The organism is Methylotenera versatilis 7 (assembly GCF_000799165.1).
GTDB lineage: Bacteria > Pseudomonadota > Gammaproteobacteria > Burkholderiales > Methylophilaceae > Methylotenera_A > Methylotenera_A versatilis_A.
On record NZ_JUGF01000002.1, the window covers coordinates 424,984 to 445,198 of the forward strand.

General features: G+C 42.2%; 23 protein-coding genes, 1 tRNA gene, 1 pseudogene and 1 riboswitch. Of the genes and pseudogenes, 4 read left to right on the forward strand and 21 right to left on the reverse strand.

What is annotated here, in order from left to right:
• Positions 1-118: 118 nt before the first annotated feature.
• Positions 119-281: pseudogene (locus K370_RS12390) on the forward strand (IS481 family transposase); the annotation flags it as partial.
• 1,058 nt (positions 282-1,339) lie between these two features.
• Here K370_RS12390 and crcB read toward each other — a convergent pair.
• From crcB to rpsU, 7 genes are all read right to left on the reverse strand, one after another.
• Complete coding sequence (gene crcB / locus K370_RS06035; RefSeq protein ID WP_047539846.1) at positions 1,340-1,720, reverse strand: fluoride efflux transporter CrcB; 381 nt, start codon at positions 1,718-1,720, stop codon at positions 1,340-1,342.
• 67 nt (positions 1,721-1,787) lie between these two features.
• Positions 1,788-1,864: riboswitch (Fluoride riboswitch) on the reverse strand.
• Positions 1,865-2,166: 302 nt separating this feature from the next.
• Positions 2,167-2,245: transfer RNA gene (locus K370_RS06040), tRNA-Ile, on the reverse strand.
• A gap of 80 nt (positions 2,246-2,325) precedes the next feature.
• Complete coding sequence (gene rpoD, locus K370_RS06045) at positions 2,326-4,272, reverse strand: RNA polymerase sigma factor RpoD (protein ID WP_047539848.1); 1,947 nt, start codon at positions 4,270-4,272, stop codon at positions 2,326-2,328.
• A 250-nt stretch (positions 4,273-4,522) separates the two neighbouring features.
• Positions 4,523-6,268, reverse strand: a complete 1,746-nt coding sequence (gene dnaG / locus K370_RS06050; RefSeq protein WP_047539850.1) for a DNA primase — start codon at positions 6,266-6,268, stop codon at positions 4,523-4,525.
• 126 nt (positions 6,269-6,394) lie between these two features.
• Positions 6,395-6,838 carry a GatB/YqeY domain-containing protein gene (locus tag K370_RS06055; protein ID WP_047539852.1) on the reverse strand — a complete coding sequence of 148 codons (444 nt, stop codon included), beginning with the start codon at positions 6,836-6,838 and terminating at the stop codon, positions 6,395-6,397.
• Positions 6,839-6,856: 18 nt separating this feature from the next.
• Positions 6,857-7,180 (reverse strand): DUF3144 domain-containing protein, encoded by a 324-nt coding sequence (locus tag K370_RS06060; protein ID WP_047539854.1) that lies wholly within the window; start codon positions 7,178-7,180, stop codon positions 6,857-6,859.
• Between the two features lie 9 nt (positions 7,181-7,189).
• Entirely contained in the window at positions 7,190-7,402 is a 213-nt protein-coding gene (gene rpsU, locus K370_RS06065; RefSeq protein WP_020167545.1) for a 30S ribosomal protein S21, read from the reverse strand.
• Positions 7,403-7,590: 188 nt separating this feature from the next.
• Here rpsU and tsaD point away from each other — a divergent pair, with 188 nt between their 5' ends.
• Positions 7,591-8,631, forward strand: a complete 1,041-nt coding sequence (tsaD, locus tag K370_RS06070; protein ID WP_047539856.1) for a tRNA (adenosine(37)-N6)-threonylcarbamoyltransferase complex transferase subunit TsaD — start codon at positions 7,591-7,593, stop codon at positions 8,629-8,631.
• A gap of 50 nt (positions 8,632-8,681) precedes the next feature.
• Here tsaD and plsY read toward each other — a convergent pair whose 3' ends face one another.
• Positions 8,682-9,299, reverse strand: a complete 618-nt coding sequence (gene plsY, locus K370_RS06075) for a glycerol-3-phosphate 1-O-acyltransferase PlsY (RefSeq protein ID WP_047539858.1) — start codon at positions 9,297-9,299, stop codon at positions 8,682-8,684.
• 52 nt (positions 9,300-9,351) lie between these two features.
• Between plsY and folB the strand changes: the two genes are divergently transcribed.
• Complete coding sequence (folB, locus tag K370_RS06080; RefSeq protein WP_047539860.1) at positions 9,352-9,705, forward strand: dihydroneopterin aldolase; 354 nt, start codon at positions 9,352-9,354, stop codon at positions 9,703-9,705.
• On the forward strand, positions 9,702-9,956 hold the full coding sequence (locus tag K370_RS06085) for a DUF2007 domain-containing protein (protein ID WP_047539862.1): 255 nt from the start codon (positions 9,702-9,704) through the stop codon (positions 9,954-9,956). Before folB ends, K370_RS06085 begins: the two co-directional genes overlap by 4 nt.
• Here the strand turns inward: K370_RS06085 and xerD are convergent.
• The 13 genes from xerD to K370_RS06150 form a co-directional block, all read right to left on the reverse strand.
• Positions 9,953-10,882 (reverse strand): site-specific tyrosine recombinase XerD, encoded by a 930-nt coding sequence (gene xerD / locus K370_RS06090; RefSeq protein WP_419177398.1) that lies wholly within the window; start codon positions 10,880-10,882, stop codon positions 9,953-9,955. The two genes, K370_RS06085 and xerD, sit on opposite strands and share 4 nt — an antisense overlap.
• Before the next feature lie 16 nt (positions 10,883-10,898).
• The gene (locus tag K370_RS06095; RefSeq protein WP_047539866.1) at positions 10,899-11,465 is read right to left on the reverse strand and encodes a methylated-DNA--[protein]-cysteine S-methyltransferase; all 567 of its coding nucleotides are present in this window, start codon (positions 11,463-11,465) and stop codon (positions 10,899-10,901) included.
• A 137-nt stretch (positions 11,466-11,602) separates the two neighbouring features.
• A complete protein-coding gene (gene rplS / locus K370_RS06100; protein WP_047539868.1) occupies positions 11,603-11,998 on the reverse strand; it encodes a 50S ribosomal protein L19 in 396 nt (131 codons plus the stop codon).
• A gap of 200 nt (positions 11,999-12,198) precedes the next feature.
• Positions 12,199-12,960, reverse strand: a complete 762-nt coding sequence (gene trmD / locus K370_RS06105; protein WP_047539870.1) for a tRNA (guanosine(37)-N1)-methyltransferase TrmD — start codon at positions 12,958-12,960, stop codon at positions 12,199-12,201.
• A 20-nt stretch (positions 12,961-12,980) separates the two neighbouring features.
• Positions 12,981-13,475 carry a ribosome maturation factor RimM gene (rimM, locus tag K370_RS06110; RefSeq protein ID WP_052185251.1) on the reverse strand — a complete coding sequence of 165 codons (495 nt, stop codon included), beginning with the start codon at positions 13,473-13,475 and terminating at the stop codon, positions 12,981-12,983.
• Positions 13,476-13,575: 100 nt separating this feature from the next.
• Positions 13,576-14,016, reverse strand: coding sequence for a 30S ribosomal protein S16 (gene rpsP, locus K370_RS06115; RefSeq protein ID WP_047539873.1), 441 nt, complete (start codon positions 14,014-14,016; stop codon positions 13,576-13,578).
• 135 nt (positions 14,017-14,151) lie between these two features.
• Positions 14,152-14,778: a helix-turn-helix domain-containing protein gene (locus K370_RS06120; protein ID WP_047539875.1), complete on the reverse strand. Its 627-nt coding sequence runs from the start codon at positions 14,776-14,778 to the stop codon at positions 14,152-14,154.
• A 52-nt stretch (positions 14,779-14,830) separates the two neighbouring features.
• Entirely contained in the window at positions 14,831-15,508 is a 678-nt protein-coding gene (queC, locus tag K370_RS06125) for a 7-cyano-7-deazaguanine synthase QueC (RefSeq protein WP_047539876.1), read from the reverse strand.
• Positions 15,505-16,143 (reverse strand): 7-carboxy-7-deazaguanine synthase QueE, encoded by a 639-nt coding sequence (gene queE, locus K370_RS06130; RefSeq protein ID WP_047539878.1) that lies wholly within the window; start codon positions 16,141-16,143, stop codon positions 15,505-15,507. Before queE ends, queC begins: the two co-directional genes overlap by 4 nt.
• A gap of 132 nt (positions 16,144-16,275) precedes the next feature.
• The gene (locus K370_RS06135) at positions 16,276-17,916 is read right to left on the reverse strand and encodes a phosphoethanolamine transferase (RefSeq protein WP_047541715.1); all 1,641 of its coding nucleotides are present in this window, start codon (positions 17,914-17,916) and stop codon (positions 16,276-16,278) included.
• 59 nt (positions 17,917-17,975) lie between these two features.
• On the reverse strand, positions 17,976-18,683 hold the full coding sequence (locus K370_RS06140; protein ID WP_047539880.1) for a phosphatase PAP2 family protein: 708 nt from the start codon (positions 18,681-18,683) through the stop codon (positions 17,976-17,978).
• Between the two features lie 59 nt (positions 18,684-18,742).
• Positions 18,743-19,570: a tol-pal system protein YbgF gene (ybgF, locus tag K370_RS06145; RefSeq protein WP_052185189.1), complete on the reverse strand. Its 828-nt coding sequence runs from the start codon at positions 19,568-19,570 to the stop codon at positions 18,743-18,745.
• 5 nt (positions 19,571-19,575) lie between these two features.
• Entirely contained in the window at positions 19,576-20,139 is a 564-nt protein-coding gene (locus K370_RS06150; protein WP_047539882.1) for an OmpA family protein, read from the reverse strand.
• Between the last annotated feature and the right edge of the window lie 76 nt (positions 20,140-20,215).

The following is a 20,215-nucleotide window of genomic DNA, read 5'->3' on the forward strand; positions in this document are numbered from 1 at the left end:
TACAAGGCCCACTTTACGCAAATGGTGGTGAAGGGTTACATATGGTCACCTGCAAAATTGCACCAGGCATTTATCAATTAACTTCTGTGGATGATTGCACTCGTTACAGAGCTTTTAAACAGATCGAGAACGTGAATTCTTCGCTGCTAAAGTTCAAGAAAAACTGATGGGGTTCGGTATTAAATTTTAAACCCAATAAACCAAGCTCTCCATATCTTAATGGCAAAGTTGAGCGCTCTCAGAAAACGGGTAAAACTGAGTTCTATGCAACGGTTGACTTGGTCGCTGACAACTTAAAAGTACTTTGAATTATCGAACGATAGCCAATTACAAGGTCGATTTACAATTAAGAAAATTGAAACGATATCTATGAATCACACAGATTAATTGTTCTTATTATGCAAGTCCGATTCCCGGATGTTATGTGGCTCATATATCACTCTTTCAATCACTTTATTTGATATTCCTGATTCAGTCATAAACTGTCTAGCTATTAGAAAGTCCTTACTTAAAACCAATTTAAGAGCCATTTTTACAATTTTTTCTGATTCCTTATCATCTCTGTTAAACATTACCATCTCCGCGTTTAATATTTAGGTGTTGATAATTTCACCACTATTTGGATGAAGGGGTTGACCACTAAATATACGAGGAATCATTTAATGCTAGAAAAGCATAGCAAGGTGAAACTTTACCGGGAATTAATTCTTCTGAGTAGACTTCGTTAAATAGTGTCACAATCAACCTCCATTAAATAATGAATATGGATTAGGTATTGAACTATTTATTTTACGACGCTGTTATTTAGCTAACTTAAATATTGAAATAAATTCTAAAGTTGAATCATGGCTAAGTTTTTCTTAGTATTTTCTTTTTTCTAAGCATATACCGCAACCACGTTATACACGTCATTACTAATGCACCAGATTCACTTGCTGTCGCAAACGATTCAAAAGTACTTTCTATGAAAACCGATCCAGAAATGCAAAATAAAGTTAAACGGCAGCTTTTAAAACTGCCGTTTTTGTCTTGTCCGAAATTAAATTTTGAATTCAATTCAAACGCGACGGTTACAGATTACGCGTATTTAATTTGTTTATTTGTAGGAGTTTGTCTGATTTTTATGTAGGAATCTATTAATATGAGCAGCTGGGTCCAGTTTAATTGTGCCCTCAGCTAAGGCTAGAATTTATTTGTACAAGTCATTTAGGTTGAACTGTACCATTTCAGTAAATAGACAATAAGCGCCCCAAAGCGGACGTTCATTTCCATGGTTATCTTCATGAATGCTGAAGTAGGCAAAGGAATCATATTGTATATACAGCCCTTACTACAGAAACTAACTCTTAACCATTACTACACTGTAACTCATAAACATCACTGCTATACCAATCAAAATACTGAGGGCAACATATAGTGCTGCGATTGCAAACTCCTCACGACGTAGAAGAAGGAGCGTTTCTAATCCGAATGCTGAGAAGGTGGTGAATCCACCGACTAACCCCGTAAATAAAAATACCCTTATGTCATTTGAGAAGAAGCTCTCTTTTGTTGCCAAGCCAGCAAGAATGCCAATGACAAGACAGCCGATAATGTTAATAGTGAAAGTAGGTAAAGGGAAACGCCACTCAATTGTATGTCTTAGAATCAATACTGAGAGTTTAAATCTTGCGATTGATCCTAATGCACCGCCGAGTCCAACGAGTAATATTTGATTCATATGCTTGTCCTTAGTAAATTAATTTACGGGACAAGATGTATAGATATGCCTACACACCCGTTCCCGGGTAAGTGTAGGCATCATTAGCTTTTTGAGCGGTTGTCAGGGTTTGCCTGAAGGAGGAATGCCATCTCCTACTAGCCAATCATAGACATGAATTCTCGACTAGTCAAATTGATAACAACTTCTCAAGCCAGCGGTTTCGTTGTGATTAAAAGTGCTTTGTTGTAAATGACAATTTTCCAGTCGATCTAACCTTGACTGGAATCACTGGAGGTTTCATCTAGGTAATGGCGAACATCCCACGACATTGCTATTTCTGTGACATTAGGCCAGTTCCCATCGTGCTCTTTGGCTTACTAAAAGTCACATCAATGGACTTGCATGAGGCCCTCTTCAGCAGAAACGAAAAACGACCTAGAGATTTCTCCCTAAGTCGTCTTAAATGGTGGCCCCTCTGTGAGTCGAACACAGTACCAACGGATTATGAGTCCGCTGCTCTAACCAAGCATGAGCTAAGGGGCCGATAAGCTGTCATGTTCTGATTAACCAATTTGACTGGAACAAAACATAAAAACGTTTAAAAAATCATCTGAATTATTGCGTTAATCCTGACCCGTTTCCAAGAAGCTGCGCAGACGTTCTGAGCGTGTTGGATGGCGCAGTTTGCGCAAGGCTTTTGCTTCAATTTGACGGATACGTTCACGTGTTACGTCGAACTGTTTGCCTACTTCTTCTAACGTATGGTCAGTATTCATCTCAATACCAAAGCGCATGCGCAACACTTTTGCTTCACGCGGCGTGAGCGACTCTAACACTTCGCTCGTTGCATCACGTAAGCTGGCATATACTGCGGCATCTATTGGCGCTAATGTTGTGTTATCTTCAATAAAGTCACCCAAGTGCGAGTCTTCATCATCACCAATCGGCGTTTCCATCGAAATTGGTTCTTTGCTGATTTTTAAAATCTTGCGGATCTTATCTTCAGGCATTTCCATTTTTTCAGCCAGCAGCGCCGGATCGGGTTCTACTCCAGTTTCTTGCAAAATCTGACGACTGATACGATTCATTTTGTTAATCGTTTCAATCATGTGCACAGGAATACGAATGGTACGTGCCTGGTCAGCAATTGAGCGTGTAATCGCTTGACGAATCCACCAAGTCGCGTAGGTTGAAAACTTATAGCCACGGCGATATTCAAATTTATCTACCGCTTTCATCAGGCCAATATTACCTTCTTGAATTAAATCCAAGAATTGCAAACCACGGTTGGTGTATTTTTTAGCAATTGAAATCACTAGGCGCAAGTTAGCTTCAATCATTTCACGCTTGGCACGGCGCGCACGTGCTTCGCCGGTTGTCATTTGCTTGTTGATTTCTTTTAGCTCTTTAATCGGAATACCGACTTTAATTTGCAGAGCGATTAAGCGATCTTGCTGATCAATAATGGAGTGTCTGTAACGTGTTAACTTTTCAATATACGGCTTGTCCAAAGCTAGTTCAGCGTCCAGCCAATCTAAATTAATTTCGTTACCTGGGAAGCTTTTAATGAAGTGCGGGCGTGGCATACCAGATTTTTCTACACAGAAATCCGTCACTTTACGTTCATGGCTGCGCACTTCTTCTACCAAGCCACGCACTTGCTCACACAAGGCTTCTACTTGTTTAGCAGAGAATCGAAACGCCGTTAATTCTTCCAATACAGATTCATGCAGTTTTTTGTAATCAGCATCTTGCGAGCCTTTTTGCGCACGAATCACATTCATTTCAGCGTTAGCCTTGCGAATCACCGCAAAGCGTTTTAATACTTCTTCTTTTAGTTTGGCTAAAGCCTCCGCAGAGATGGCTGCAGCTTTTGCACCATCTTCATCGTCGTCTTCATCCTCTTCAGCATCAGGCTCTTCCTCTTCGTCCGCTTCCGCTGCCATCGCGTCATCCAGACCAACATCCGTGTCGATTAAACCATCGACCAAATCGTCTACGCTGATTTCATCTTTTTCTACTTTATCAACCATGTCCAACAATTGAGCGATTGTGGTCGGACACGCAGCAATGGCTTGTACCATGTGCTTGAGGCCATCTTCAATCCGCTTGGCAATTTCAATCTCGCCTTCGCGAGTCAGCAAATCGACTGTACCCATTTCGCGCATATACATACGCACAGGATCGGTAGTACGGCCGAATTCAGAATCGACTGTAGCAAGTGCCGCTTCAGCCTCTTCTACCGCATCTTCATCCGTCACAGCAGCTGGCGCATCAGACATTAACAACACCTCAGCATCAGGCGCTTCTTCATACACCTGAATACCCATGTCATTGATTAAGCCGATAATGCCATCAATTTGCTCTGAATCCTGTGTATCATCAGGCAAATGGTCATTAATCTCAGCGTAAGTTAGATAACCACGCTCTTTACCCAAAATGATCAGCGTTTTCAGGCGTGTACGACGCGCTTCGGCGTCTAAAGCCTGCGCTACAGGGTCAAGCGCGGCTTCAGCCGCCAGCTTGTTGCGTTCTTTTTCTAGTGTTTTGTCTGATTTTGGTCTGGCCATGCCTGATCCTATTCTATGAGTCTACTGCTATTGAGTCTGGCGCTTCGTCACAAAGGGCATTTTAACGGTGACGAACAACCCTAAATTATACCGTAAAAAGTGTCAAAATTTAAGCAAAATATACCGCGCTTTGCCAAGTGACATTCTAAAACGTATTTAAAATCCTAATTTAATGATTTGTTTAACTACTTGTTTTGGTTTTCTATTTTCAACAATCGAGCCTTTTATATTGCGCAATGCTAATACTTAACTACCTTTTAACTGTCAGTTTTTTTAGCATTTCGCGCTCTTGCTCAGTCAAAGCACTTAATGGTTTTTCTTTCAACGCATCCAACATATTGCCTTCGCGCTTTTGCTGTATCGCTTCCATTAATTGGGTACAAGCACCTTCAAATTCAAGTTTAAAGTCCAAACTTTCATCCAATAATTGTAATTCGCGCTGTAATTCACGTAACAACCGCGGCTCAACTTGCGTCTCTATGGTGTGCAATAACGCGGCCGGCTTAGATTGCGGCTGTTGTAATGCGGCGTTGATCGCGGCTTTTAACAATATGTCTTGTTCGCTGAACCCTAAACTAAAATCCAGATACTCAGGTTTGGCTAAACCGGGCTGCATCATCAACATCAATATGAAGCGTTTTTCAATCGATAAAGGCGCACGAGATTGTTTTTGCGTGGCTCTAGCTGGCGCCTTGTTGAGCGTGGGCAGTTTTAACAAACTTCGCATTTCTGCGTCAGTCACATCTGCCATTTCCGCAACGCGTTTGCGTAATAATAACGAAAACCGCGGCGCTACAATTTGGCGCAGAATAGGCTCAGCTTCGTTTAAGAACTTCACTTTATCTTCTTGTGAATTAAGCGGATTTTGTTCACCTAAATGCTGAATAATGTACTGCGAAAGTGGCATGGCATTTTGCATTTCAAGCTCAAATTTTTCTTTACCAAATTCCCTAACGTAGCTATCAGGGTCATGCTCTTTAGGTAGAAATAAAAAGCGTAGTTTTAAGCCATCCGTTAAAGCAGGAAGTGCATTGATGGCTGCACGCCAAGCGGCTGTTCGGCCAGCATTGTCGCCATCAAAACAAAATACAATTTCGTCTGTTTGGCGCATTAACTTGGTGATGTGAAATGGCGTAGTTGCTGTGCCCAAAGCCGCAACGGCATATTCAATGCCATATTGCGCCAGCGCCACCACGTCCATATAACCTTCAACCACCAGCACGCGACCAGCATCTCTAATAGCGCGTCTAGCGACAAATAAACCATATAGCTCATGGCCTTTTTGAAACAGTGGCGTTTCTGGCGAGTTGTAATATTTGGGTGTATCTTCCGGGTTAATCACCCGCCCACCAAAACCAATCACCTGGCCTTTCTGATCATGAATCGGAAACATAATGCGGTCACGAAAACGATCGTAGCGACGGCCTTGCTCATTTTCAACAACCAAACCAGCGGTTTGCAAAGCTTCATTTTCATAATTTGCAAATACGCTTTGTAAGTTTTGCCAGCCAGTGGGCGCATAGCCAATTTGAAATTTGGCAGCAATCACTCCGCTTAAACCACGCGCTTTTAAATACTCAATCGCGCGGTCTGATTTTTTTAATTCTGCTTTGTAATAACTAGCCGCCTGTTGCAAAGTTTCCTGCAAGCCTAATTTGATGGTTTTATTCGCAGCATCTGCTTCACGCGAGGCTGGTGTTGAGTCTTGCTGAGGCACTATCATGCCTACATTTTTGGCCAAATCGTGAATGGCTTCTACAAAACTTAAGCCTGCATATTCCATTAAAAAGCCAATGGCTGTGCCATGTGCGCCACAACCAAAGCAATGATAAAACTGCTTGGTAGGGCTAACCGTAAAACTGGGAGACTTCTCATTATGGAAAGGACAGCAGGCAGAGTAATTCGCACCCGCTTTTTTAAGTGGCACGCTTTTATCAATCACATCAACAATGTCAACGCGATTAAGCAAATCTTGAATGAAACTATCTGGAATCAAAATGCATCTGCGCTATTTAATAGTTATATTTGCCAGAAATTATAAATAGGTAAGTTAATAATTTTAGCCTAATTAGAAAACAAAAAAGGAGCTTTCGCTCCTTAATTTTCATCACTTACATGCTGCTTAAGTCAACCGCGCTTTAATCAATCCCGATATCTTACCCATATCAGCCTTGCCAGCAACCAACGGCTTAATCGCCGCCATTACCTTGCCCATATCCTTAACACCTTCAGCGCCTGTATCGGTCACAACTTGATCCAAAATGACTTTAATTTCATCTTCCGTCAATTGCTGTGGCAAATAGCCCTGTAAAACAGTGACTTCAAACTTTTCAATATCAGCTAAATCAGTTCTGTTAGCAGATTCAAACGCAGCAATCGAGTCGCGACGTTGTTTAAGCATTTTCTCAATGATAGTAATCACATCACTATCATTTAATTCAATGCGCTCATCCACCTCGCGTTGCTTCATGGCAGATTGCAGCAAACGAATCGCACCTAAACGCGCACTATCTTTAGCACGCATTGCGGTTTTCATGTCTTCAGTAATTTGGGTTTTTAAAGTCACGATTTACTTACTTAAAATTTACTTGCTGAAATATTGGGCAAAGTTTTTTTCGTAATCGGCAATATTGCTGGTCAATGCTTGTGCGTATTGATTCACAAAGTACTCAATAGCCGCCGCTTTTTCTGCTGCAAGCGCTTCAGGAGTTCCACACTGAGAAGCAACTAAAAATGCAGTAAAACGGGCATTGGCATATAAAAAACCGGCACTCGCAGTTGCAAGATCTTTCTGTTGCGCTTGTTCGTTAGCCAACGCAATAAAACGATCTGCAATGTGCAGAAAAGCCGGCACTTCATTTGCTGCCGTATCAGCGGCTTTACTGTCCGCTATATTATTTTCAGCCACTATTAAAACTTAATAAAGTTTTGCAGGCAATGTTTGGTTGCGTAAGCGGCGATATTGACGCTTAACCGCTGCAGCAGCTTTACGTTTACGTTCCCAAGTTGGTTTCTCGTAGAATTCGCGTGCGCGAAGGTCGTTTAACAAACCTGTTTTTTCAATTAGGCGTTTAAAACGGCGTAATGCAACGTCAAACGGCTCATTTTCTTTTACACGTACACTAGACATTCGTTCTCTCTTATCGGCAATTACTTTAAAATAACACTTAAGCTTCTGTTCAGAAACTCAAGAAAAGTCCGCCATTTTAATCGTATAATTGCTTTTGTTCAATGATTTTGTGCATTTACATCGCAAATGGTGCAAGTTAATTAAAATACCATGCATATTTGCCACCCATTCACGTTAGGAATACTCATTTGTTGGTTTTAGGCTTTGAATCATCTTGCGACGAAACAGGCGTTGCACTCTACGATACGCAGCACGGCTTATTAGCGCATGCGCTACATTCACAAGTTGCCATGCACGCAGAATTTGGTGGCGTGGTGCCTGAACTTGCGTCGCGCGATCATATTCGCCGCGCTTTGCCATTAACGGAAATCGCATTAAAACAAGCCAACAAAACACTGGCAGATATTGACGGCATCGCCTACACGCAAGGCCCCGGTTTAGCTGGTGCGTTATTGGTCGGTACCAGTATTGCACAATCACTGGCCTTTGCGCTGAATGTGCCTAGCGTTGGCGTACACCATTTAGAAGGACATTTACTTGCGCCCTTATTAGAAGAAAATCCACCACAATTCCCATTTGTCGCACTATTAGTTTCGGGTGGGCACAGCCAATTGATGCGGATTGATGGCATTGGGCAATATCAATTACTAGGCGACACGCTGGATGATGCTGCCGGTGAAGCGTTTGATAAAACGGCTAAACTATTAGGCTTAAGCTATCCCGGCGGTCCTGAATTAGCCAAGCTCGCAGATAAGGGTAGTGCAAAATTTAAGCTGCCACGTCCGATGCTAAATAGTGGCGACTTAAACTTTAGTTTTAGCGGCTTGAAAACAGCCGTATTAACATTGGCCAATAACAATCAACCATTAACAGACGCCATTAAAGCCGACATTGCCTGGGAGTTTCAGGAAGCGGTAACGGAAATCCTCACCACCAAATGCATGAACGCCCTGCGCGAAACTGGCTTGGATAATCTAGTGGTTTCAGGCGGCGTGGGCGCCAACGCAAGGTTGCGCGAAAAATTAAATGCAGCGACTAAACGTAAACTATGTAAAGTGAGTTATCCGCGTTTAGAGTTTTGCACTGACAACGGCGCGATGATTGCCTTTGCGGGGGCGATGAGACTAGAAGCAATGCGATTGGAGCAACTCAAATCAGGCAAACCACAACAAAATTATAGTGTTAGCGTCAAACCGAGATGGGATTTAGCTGAACTACAAATGCCATAACGTTATCACCAATAAAACCTAACGATAATTAAGCATTAGGAACTAATCGCTTACTTTTTGCCAAAACCCGATTCCGTGCCTGCCCGCAATTTTTGAATATTGCTTTTATGCCGCCAAACCAACATCACGGCAATTACGAACACCATGATCACGTAATCTTTATAAGGCAATAAAGCCCACGCGTACAACGGGGACAAAACAGCCGCAACAATCGCCCCCAATGAAGAGTAACGCGAAATTGCAAATACAATTATCCACGTAATTAAAGCCGCTAAACCTAGCATTAACGAGATTGCCAGCATAATTCCCAGCGCCGTTGCCACACCTTTTCCACCTTTAAAACGGTGATAAATTGGGAATAAATGCCCAAAAAATACCGCCAAACCTACCGCCGCAACAACCCACATTAACATACCCGACTGCAAGGCCAGCCAAACAGGCAACCAGCCTTTAAATGCATCACCCAGCAAAGTTAAAATCGCCGGTAATTTTTTACCGCTACGCGCAACGTTAGTCGCCCCAATATTGCCGCTACCCACAGTGCGCGGATCTGGCAAACCGAATAACCTGCAAATCAAAATACCAAACGAAATTGATCCCAGCAAGTATGCCGCTACAATCCAAACGATTGGAATAAGAGTGACAGGAATAAAACCTAACTCATTCATATTAAGATGCTCTAAAATCTAACTACACACATTCTAAACCATCGCAAAATTCATGGACACCATATTTTTAGAGCAAGTTAAAGTACAAACCAAACTCGGCGTGCCCGATTGGGAGCGTCTGATTCCGCAAACCATCATTCTAGATATTGAAATTGGTTACGATTTAAGCAAATCTTGCAAAAGTGATTCAATCAATGACACTATCGACTACGGTGCCGTAGTAACACGCATACGCGAAACATTAAGCCTGAGCAGCTTCAAATTGGTAGAGTCTTTAGCAGAACATATCTGCCAATTGATTTTGAGTGAGTTTGGCGGGTTAAGTGTAAAAGTGAGAGTAGCTAAACCTGGAATATTGCCAGGGTTGAAGGCGCTTGGTGTGTCAATAGAAAGGCTTGCAAAATGATAGCTGTTTACAACGCATCGAATAGTATCGAAGCTTATTTGATTAAAAACTTGTTAGAACAGCAAGAAATTCCTGCTTATGTTTTTGGCGATTACTTACAGGGCGGTGTTGGTGATATACCGGCTATTGGCTTAGTCACCGTAAACGTGAGTGATTCAGATTATACAAACGCCAAAGAAATCGTTGATGCTTGGGATAGCAGCACCATTATTGAAAATATTGATACTAACTATGCGTTAACTCCAACTTAACCGCGTGGATGATGCGCACTATGTAGCTTTTTCAAACGCTCTCGCGCCACATGCGTATAAATCTGTGTAGTCGAAATATCCGAATGCCCCAGTAGCATCTGTACTACACGCAAATCTGCGCCATGATTGAGCAAATGTGTGGCAAATGCGTGGCGTAGCACGTGTGGGCTCATGTGCTTAGTAATGCCAGCGATTAATGCATAACGTTTAATTAAGTACCAAAAGGCTTGGCGTGTCATCATTTCTGCGCGATTCGTTACAAATAGCGCATCGCAAGGCCGCTTCTGCAAAATTTCTGGTCGTGCATATTTTAAATAGCGATCAATCCAATCTGCCGCTTCTTCGCCCATTGGCACCAACCGCGTTTTACTGCCTTTACCCGTCACGCGCACCACGCCGTCCTGTGTACTAACCTCATTCACATTAACAGTCACCAACTCTGAAACGCGCAGCCCGCTGGCGTACAACAACTCCAACATCGCCCTATCACGTAAACCGATATGCTGGCTGATGTCAGGCGCATTCAGCAAATCGGTCACTTCTTGTTCATTTAAACTTTTAGGCAAACTGCGTGGCAATTTGGGTGATTCAATTTGTAGCGTCGGATCTATTCCAATTAAATGTTCACGCAACGCATAACGATAAAACCGCCGCATACTGGCAATAAGCCTGCTAATACTACGTGGTTTGCTTTGTGGGAATTTAATGGACAGATATTGCTGAATATCCGCTTGGCTAACAGAGAACAATTGAACTTCCTGCTTGTTCAACCATGCATTAAATTGGCTTAAATCGGCGCGATAGCTTTCCAATGTATTTTTAGATAAGCCATCTTCCAGCCAAAGATGATCAATAAACGTATCAATTTGGCTTGTGCCGTTAATCTCTGTCGTACTTTTACCGGCGTTATCGGTAGTGCTATCTATCAAGCCAAGACACCTCTCAAGCTAATGTGCCTTTTTCGACTACTTTTGCTTTTACTGTTTTTGTTTTTTGGCTCTGTTTAATTAAAACGCCTTCATGTTTAAGCAGCCATTTTTTAATTTTAAGTCCATCTTTATTGCCCTGCATAAACCCACCCAAACCATTCTTTGCCACTACTCGGTGGCAGGGAATCACTAGGGGTAAGTTGTTAGCACCGCAGGCATTGGCAACGGCGCGCGGACCAGAGCCAATCTGCTGGGCGATTTCGCCGTAAGTGAGCACTCGCCCGCAAGGAATCGCGCTGATTGCTTGCCATACACGGCGTTGGAATGGCGTGCCTTTATAAATAAGCGGTAGATTAAAATCGTTATGCGCATTATCAAAATAGGCAGCAATTTGGCTGGCTACCTGTGATGTTAATTTATGTACGGCTGGCTTAGCATCATGCTGCTGAGGCAGCAATTCAATAGCGACTTGCACACCTTGTATCGCAATACCAACAGAACCAAATGGTGCTGTCACTATCGCATCGTATTGCAATGGATGCTTGTTTTTTGTAACTTGCGATAGGCTTTTATTTTGCATATGCTAATTTAACTTAAACCTTAAAGTGAAAGCAAATTAAAAAGCAAAAGCCAATAAAAAAGCCTTAAACAATTTACATTGCTTAAGGCTTTAAATATTCAGTAGAAACTTACTGAATACAGCAACTAATCGCGGTATTACGCTTTAACTTCTGGTGCCAATACTTCTTTTTCACGCGCTACTAATTTTTCTTTAATACGTGCAGATTTACCTGAACGCTCACGCAAGTAGTACAGTTTCGCACGACGTACATCACCACGGCGTTTCACTTCAATTGAAGCGATTAATGGTGAGTAAGTTTGGAATGTACGCTCTACACCTTCACCAGATGAGATTTTACGCACGATGAATGATGAGTTAAGGCCACGATTACGGATCGCAATCACAACGCCCTCATAAGCCTGCACACGTTTACGTGTACCTTCAACAACGTTCACACCAACAACAACGGTATCGCCTGGTGCGAAAGTTGGAATAGTTTTGCCTAAACGCGCAATTTCTTCCGTTTCCAACATTTTAATAATATCTGCCACTTTGTGCTCCTTTTAATTGTAAAAAAGCTTGTTCCTGCTAAAAGCACTTCGTAAAAACCTGTCTTGCATTCAGATTACTGCGTTGCGCGGTACTCGCAATCCTCATGTACTAAATGTACATTCCGGTTACTGTGTTCCGTGCGCCTTGTAACTAAACGCAACCCACATTTTTCCAAAGCACTTTTGTTTTAAAAATAGCGCTAATTACTTTCAGCATCTATTTCTTTAAGCAGCCGAGCTTCCTCTTTCGTCAACGACCTTGCGGCCAATAAATCAGGGCGTTTCGCCCTTGTTAGCAATAACGATTGTTTCAATCGCCATTCTCTAATCTTTGCATGGTTGCCAGACAACAATACTTCCGGCACCTTAAGAACTTTACCAAAAGCCCCTACATATTCTTCTGGTCGGGTATAGTGCGGATAATCCAGCAAGCCATTCACAAACGAATCTTCTATTGCTGAATCTGCATCACCCAACACACCTGGTAATTGCCTTACAACTGCATCTATTAACGCCATGGCGGGCAATTCGCCGCCACTTAATACATAATCACCAATCGATATCTCTTCATCCACCAGCGCGTTTAACAAGCGCTCATCTACACCTTCGTAGCGACTTGCCAACAATATTAAGCCTTGCTGCTGGCTTAACTGCATCACCTTTTGGTGATTTAACGGCACACCACACGGCGATAAATGAATCACATGCGACTTAATACCCAAAGCCGCTTGATTTTTTTTTGCCAAAGCAATCGATTGTGCCAGTGGCTCCGCCAACATCACCATGCCCGGGCCACCGCCATAAGGCCTGTCATCGACAGTTTTATGATTATCCTTGGTAAAATCCCGTGGGTTAATCACGTTTAAATCATAAATTTTGCGTTCTAATGCCCGTGATGTAATGCCATATTGGCTGATTGCATCAAACATATCGGGAAACAAGCTAATAACATCAAAGCGCATTTTATTTTAGATGCCGAATGCTAAAAATCCGCATCCCAATCGACTAACATAGTTTTTGCAGCCAAATCCACATCTAAAATAACGTGTGGCGTAAATGGGATCAAGCGCTCTCGCTCACCATTCAACTGTCCGCCATTCACGACAATCACATCATTAGCACCTGTTTCAAACACATCGGCAATTTGCCCAAACACGACATCCTGCTGATTCTTTACTGTTAACCCGATTAGATCGGACCAGTAATATTCGTTTTCTGCAGCTTCAGGCAGCGCATCTCGTGGAACTGCTACCTGCTTACCTTTGCAAGCAAACGCCGCATCACGGTCGTCTATACCTTGCAACTTCACAACCAATACATCGTTATGTATTTTTGCTTCGATGACATTTAGCTCGCGCCAGTTGCCATCCTTGCCAACCCACCAAGTGTCGTAATCAAACAAGCTATCCATTGTTTCGGTATCAGGCAGCACTTTAAGCCAGCCAAAAACGCCGTAGGGCGCAACGATGCGCCCCATGACTACCAAGTTGCTTGATTCTAAATTACTTACTACCAAAGCCACCGCTTAAACCAGCCTTAAGCTTAATAGAAAGATGCTTAGTAGAAATAACGTGAGGTTAAGCGTCAGCTGCAGGAGTTTCTGCTGGAGCTTCAGCAACTTCTGCTGCGGCTGCCTCTGCAGCTTTTTCTGCGTCAGCTGCTGCTTTAGCATCTGCAGCAGCTTTTACTTTTGCCGCTTCTAATGCAGTTGCTTTCGCTTTTGCAGCATCTGCTTTAGCAGCGTCTTTAGCTTTAGCCGCTAATGCCGCTTCCGGGCCTTTAGCGTGCGTTTTTACTAAACGCGCAACAGTGTCAGACAATTGTGCGCCGTTGCTAGTCCAATGACTAACACGTTCAGCATCAATACGCAGACCTTCTGCATTAGCTCTGGCGGATGGATTATAAAAACCAACGCGCTCAATAAAGCGACCGTCACGACGATTGCGTGAATCAGCTACTACTACATTGTAAAATGGGCTCTTTTTAGAACCACCACGAGATAAACGAATCACTACCATAGCTATATTTCTCTTTAATAGAAAAGGTTATGCAGAAAGGCGCGGATTATACTTGAAAAACCAGAATACTGACAAGCAAAATATTTAGGCAATCCAAACTTTACGCGCTTAAAAACAGTTAATTTTAATGATTAACTATCGGTTTCTACGATATTCCAGCGCCATACTAACCAGTTCGTGCTGTTTTTGCACGTCCATCTTCTTGAATACATTCTTAATATACTGCCGCACGGTTTCCGTACTGATACCCATTACTTCGGATACCTCTTTGGTACTTCTACGTTCAGTTAACAACACAACGCATTCAACTTCACGGCGCGATAGATTAAATTCTGCACTTAATCTATCGGTCCAATACTCATAATTTAAACTTAAATCTTTTACCAAAATCAATACACTATGGCCATCTCTGCGCTCATCTTCTTGCTTTTGCATGCTGCTGATTGATAAATAATACGGCTTAGGATGTTCACTACGGTGCACGTAAATACTGATTGAGTTTTCTTGCGTATGGTTCGCGTCTATTGCCGTGTGTATCGCTTTTTGCAAGCGCGTATTATCTGGTGCCAAATCTGCAGTTAATTGCTGATTCACAACACGGAGGCCATGCTGATTTTTAAGCAGTACTTCCGCAGCGCTTGATGCAAATAAAACTTCTGCACGACTAGAAACAATAATTAATGCCTGACCCAAATGCGCCAAGCCTTGCTCTAGCATTTTTATGCGCCAACTATCATCCTGATTTGATTGACTCACACTCATTATTTTATTGCCGCCCGAATAAGGGAAAACAAACTATAACGTATTGAAGTTATTAAGCAACTCTATAACGGGTAGGATCTTGCATATTGGCCTGAACAAAACCGTCGCGTCGCAAACGACAAGAGTCACACCTTCCACAGGCACGACCCAAATCATCGGCCTGATAGCAGGAAACTGTGATTGCATAATCCACACCCAGTTGCGTACCCAGACTGATTATTTGCCCTTTAGTCATATCGATTAACGGTGCATGTATGGTGATTTTCTGGCCTTCTACTGCGCTTTTAGTCGCCAAATTAGCCATTTGCTGAAACGCCGCCACATATTCACCGCGGCAATCCGGATAGCCGGAATAATCCAGCGCATTCACACCGATAAAAATATCTTGCGCACCCAACACCTCTGCCCAAGCTAAGCTTAATGACAGCATAATCGTATTGCGTGCAGGCACATAAGTGACTGGAATGCCTGCTGTTTCTGTCATCGGCACATCAATTGCGTTATCCGTTAATGCCGAACCGCCAAATAAACTTAAGTCCAATTGCGCCGTTTTGTGGGTGATAGCACCTAGTTTCAAAGCGACATTATTGGCCGCCTGTAACTCAGCGATATGGCGTTGATGGTAGTCTAAACTTAAGCAATAACAATCAAAGCCTTGCGATTTTGCAATCGCCAAACAAGTAGCAGAATCCAGTCCGCCAGAGAGCAAAACAACCGCTTTTTTTGTCATACGCCTTGCTTTTCACCCCATAAAATCTTATGCAACTGAATTTGCATACGCACCTGCAGCTTGTCGGCCAAAACCCAAGTAGCTAACTCATTGGCAGCCAACTCATGAAAACTGGGTGAGAATAACACTGGGCATTTTTCAACCAACTTTAGCTCATTCAGTTTAGCTTTTGCCCAATCATAATCAGCACGATTGCACAGCACAAACTTAATCTCATCGCTGGGTTTAATATGCGCTAAATTGCTCCAAAGATTCTTTTTCTCTTCATTTGAAGCAGGTGTTTTAATATCTAAGATAATTGACACGCGCTTATCAACCGGTGCAATGTTCATTGCACCGCCAGTTTCTAGCGACACGCTATAGCCCGCATCACATAAAGATTTTAGCAAATCGTGACACTGCTTTTGCGCCAGCGGCTCGCCACCTGTCACCGTTACATAATGCGCACCAAACTCGGCCACTTTAGCTAAAATATCCGCAATTTCCATATTGGATCCGCCGCTAAAAGCGTATTCGGTATCGCAATAAGTACAACGCATAGGGCAACCCGTCAGACGCACAAATACCGTAGGCAAACCAGAACGACTGGTTTCGCCTTGCAGTGAATGAAATATTTCGTAAATTTTTAAAGCCATTAGTTTTAACTACTTGAATACATAAAAAGCAAAACGCCAACGTTATGTTGGCGCTATTTTACCGCGAAAAGACTAAAGAATTAATGATTAACGATACTTAAAAATTTCCTCAAAAAAAAATGGTTAAGTATTTTAATGCGTCACTCTTAAATCATTATTCTGCATTAATATTTGCTGCTTGCTCTCACAAGTTTTCGATTGCATCTCAAACGCTACCAACAAGGTACAAAATACATCATCATGACTTAACGGGTAATCTTTAAAAGGTTTGGCTTGATCAACTGTGAAGTCAAAATTCTTGCCCATCCAAACGATTGCCGGTACATGGGTTTGCTCTTTTGGTGCAATTGAATATGGGGCAGCATGCAGATATAACCCATGCTCACCCAGCGATTCACCATGATCGGAGACATACAGCATAGCTGTTTCATGTGTATCATCATATTTTTTTAGAAATTGAATAACTTCAGATAGGAAATAATCCGTGTATAAAATCGCGTTATCGTAGCTATTATCTATTTCTTCCTGACTGCAATCCCTCAACTCACCCGTCATGCACATTGGTTTAAATCGCTCGAATTCCGCTGGATAACGGCGATAATATTCAGGCCCATGATTACCCATCTGATGCAGTACAATCAAAATATCCTGGTCTTTTCTGGCCTCTATATATTTATCCAAGCCACTCAACATACCAATATCCCTGCACTCTTTATCACAGACAGGATTTAATGTTGGCGTCTTAAAGTTTTCATACTTAAGCCTAGTAGCCACACCTTTTGAATCTGAATTATTATCGCGCCATAAAATTTGTACTTTGTTTTCAAATAAAACATCTAAAGCATTTTCGGTATGCAAGGCTTTTTCTTTGTCATACTTTTCTCGGCCCAACACTGAAAACATACACGGCACAGAGACGCCTGTAGAAGTCCCGCAAGAACTTACATTGCTAAAGCTGACAACATTTTCTTTTGCCAACAGTGGGTTGGTTAATTTTTCATAACCATTTAACGAAAACCGGTCTGCACGCGCAGTTTCGCCCACCACCATAATTATCAGCTCATGATGTTTGTACGTGTCCAGGTTTTTTGCATCCAGCGCGACTCGTGTAATGTCTTTTGAAGGCGCTGGCTGTAGTTGTTCTTGCACATACTTAATCAAAGAGTAAGTAAAATAGGTTGGATTTGCATAGAAGCGCGTCACACGATGCTCTCGGATAAACGACGTATAGCCAGCGGTAAATGGCACGATAACCACGATTAATAGCAACAAAAGAACAGCTACTGCCAGCAAGCGAGATTTAAGTTCCGGCCATACTTTTTTGGCTGCAGGCGTGTATTTAATCGCTAGCCACGCGGGAATAACACCAAAAAATATTGCCCTTAAAATAAACATTGGGGTAACTAAACCAGCAAACTCTTGCGGATTGGTCTGTGCAATATTATCCAGCATCACAACGTCAACAATGACGCCGAATTGATCCATATAATAAGCAGCAAGCGATGCCGCAAATAGAAAGAACGCGAGAACCCAGCGCGTAAATCTGCCATGCGAAATCGCCAGTAAAAATAAAGTGGTCAGTATGCTAAAAAATACTACCAGAGAAGCTAAAAATGGCAGGTTGGATAATTTTGCCGGGTACACTTCTAAAATCCTGCCAAATAGCGCATGGTTACCCGTTAACATGATAAATGCCGCAGTTAGCAGTATGGCTTGTGTTTGCGTCTTAACCTTGCTCAACAAGCTATGCAAAGCTAATAAAAATTTATTCATGGTTGGCATCATCCTATTTTATTTCTGTTTTGTTTGAATTGTTTTGTTTAATTTTTAGTTTAAAACTGTGGCTTGAATTGTTTGGTAAAACCTAACATGATGAATATGACCAATGCCGCCAACCATACAGACCATAATGTGTGAAATAAAAAATGTGCACCACGCATTTGCTGTACCCAACCGAGTGCGAATCCTACACTTAAGCCTGACAAAAAGACAACCAAAGCCGTTTTTGGTTTAGTTGGAAGCCAAAATACACAAAATGCGGCCAGCCACAAAGCAACTGTCGCATGTCCAGCAGGAAAACAAGCACCGGCCTTCATCGCGCTGGGCACATGGTCAAGTAGCCGAACAAACGGCGCAAACCCGCCATAGCGCGTTAAATCCCACGGGCAATGCAGGGCAGAAAAATGTTTCAGTATTGCAACAAGAGAAGGTATCAAGACTGAGGCAATAGCCACAAAGCGCAAGCGCACACGCAACCATTGTTCAATAATGCGCCATGGGTAAATAATATCTAAAAGTACGATTAACCATAACAAGCGACCAATATCTGTAATGACGTATTTCACATAACCATGCATTAAGTCTTTGGCAAACCACGTGTCTTTCCAGGGAAATTGCTGCGTGTTTATATCGAAATAATAGTCTTCGATGATTAAATCGATATGAGTGAATTGTCCTATAAGGATATTAAGCACAGCAAATATACAGAGCGCAATCGCGCAACGCTTATAGAGAGTGAAATGTACTTTAGGAAAAGTCATTCAGTAGCATAATTTTCATAATGCGCCGCAATAGTGGATTGCAACGCATTATATACAAGCTATTTCAATGACTCTAGCGCTTTTAATCGCTTTTGAGCATTAGGCGTTACGTCTGCATTGGGATGCTTTGTCACTAAATCTCGCAAGGTTTTTTTTGCATTAGTCACTTGTCCCAACTGAATTTGGCTATTTGCGATGCTATACATCGCATCTGGCGCTTTTGCACTTTCTGCATACAAAGTAACCACTTTTTGTTGCGTGGCAATGCTGGATTTGTAATTTTTTAACGCAAACTGTGAATAACCCATGCCATACAGCGCATCAGCTGTAAGCTTACTATTTGGATATTCTTTTAAGAAAGCATCAAACGCAGTAAAAGCCTCTTTGTGCTTGCCAGACTTACTTAAACCGTCAGCGTCAGCAAAAGCTTTTATATCTCTCTCCTCTACCGCTGGGGCTGCCGTATTCGCTGGACTATCACTATTTGCTCCAGTACCACTTAACGATGGCGTAACGCCACTTTCTATTTTGCGCAACCTAGTATCGGTATCGGTATATAAATCTTTTTGGCGCTGCTGCGTGGTATTAATATTATGGCTTGCAACTTCCAGCTCACCTTTTAAATTGGCAACTTCCTGCTTTAGGCTCTCAATCTGGTTCTGCATATCAACCAAACCCTGGCCTTGTATAACCGCCTCAATCGCAACCAGTCGCTTTTCAATTGCAGCCTGGTTTTTCTTCAAATCATTAATTGAGGCCTGACTAGTAGCCTCTACTTCTAAAATCTTCTTGCGCGCTTCTTTATCGTCAAATATTGCGGCATGGCTGGTGATTGCCGTTGTAGCAATCACCAGTACAATCAGATTTTTAATCGATTGATTAACCAAAACTATTACTCGCCAGCATGCACGATATCAACGCGACGATCTTTATCGCAAGCTTCACCGGCACAATTTTGCGTTGCTTTTTCTTCGCCGTAGCTCACTGTTTCAATTTGTTTATCTTGCACACCTAATAAATTGAATGTTTGCTTAACAGCTACTGAACGGCGTTGGCCCAATGACAAGTTGTATTCACGTGTACCGCGCTCATCTGTGTTGCCTTGCAAAACAATTTTAGCATCAGTATGCGCTAACAAATATTTGGCATGTGCTTCGATAAGCGGACGATATTCTGCTTTAACTGCATCACTATCAAAATCAAAATAGATATTACGTTTTGATAGGATATTGTTTGGATCACGTAATGCGCTATCACCACCGTTTTCGTTACTATCAATAACAACTTCTTTCACGCCATTGGTATCAGCGCCGTCGTTTGCGCCTGTTTGTGATGAACCTGCGCTTTTATCTTCTACTTTAGCTGGTGTGATTGGTGTGCTTTTACAAGCAACCAATAGCATAGCCAAACTTAAACCTAATGCTAATTTTGCGTTAATTGTTGATGGTTTATACATATTACTCTCCCGTTTATTACCCAGATTTGGGTAAGGTTGTTAAATTAAAAACTCATTTGGTACAAATCATTTAAAA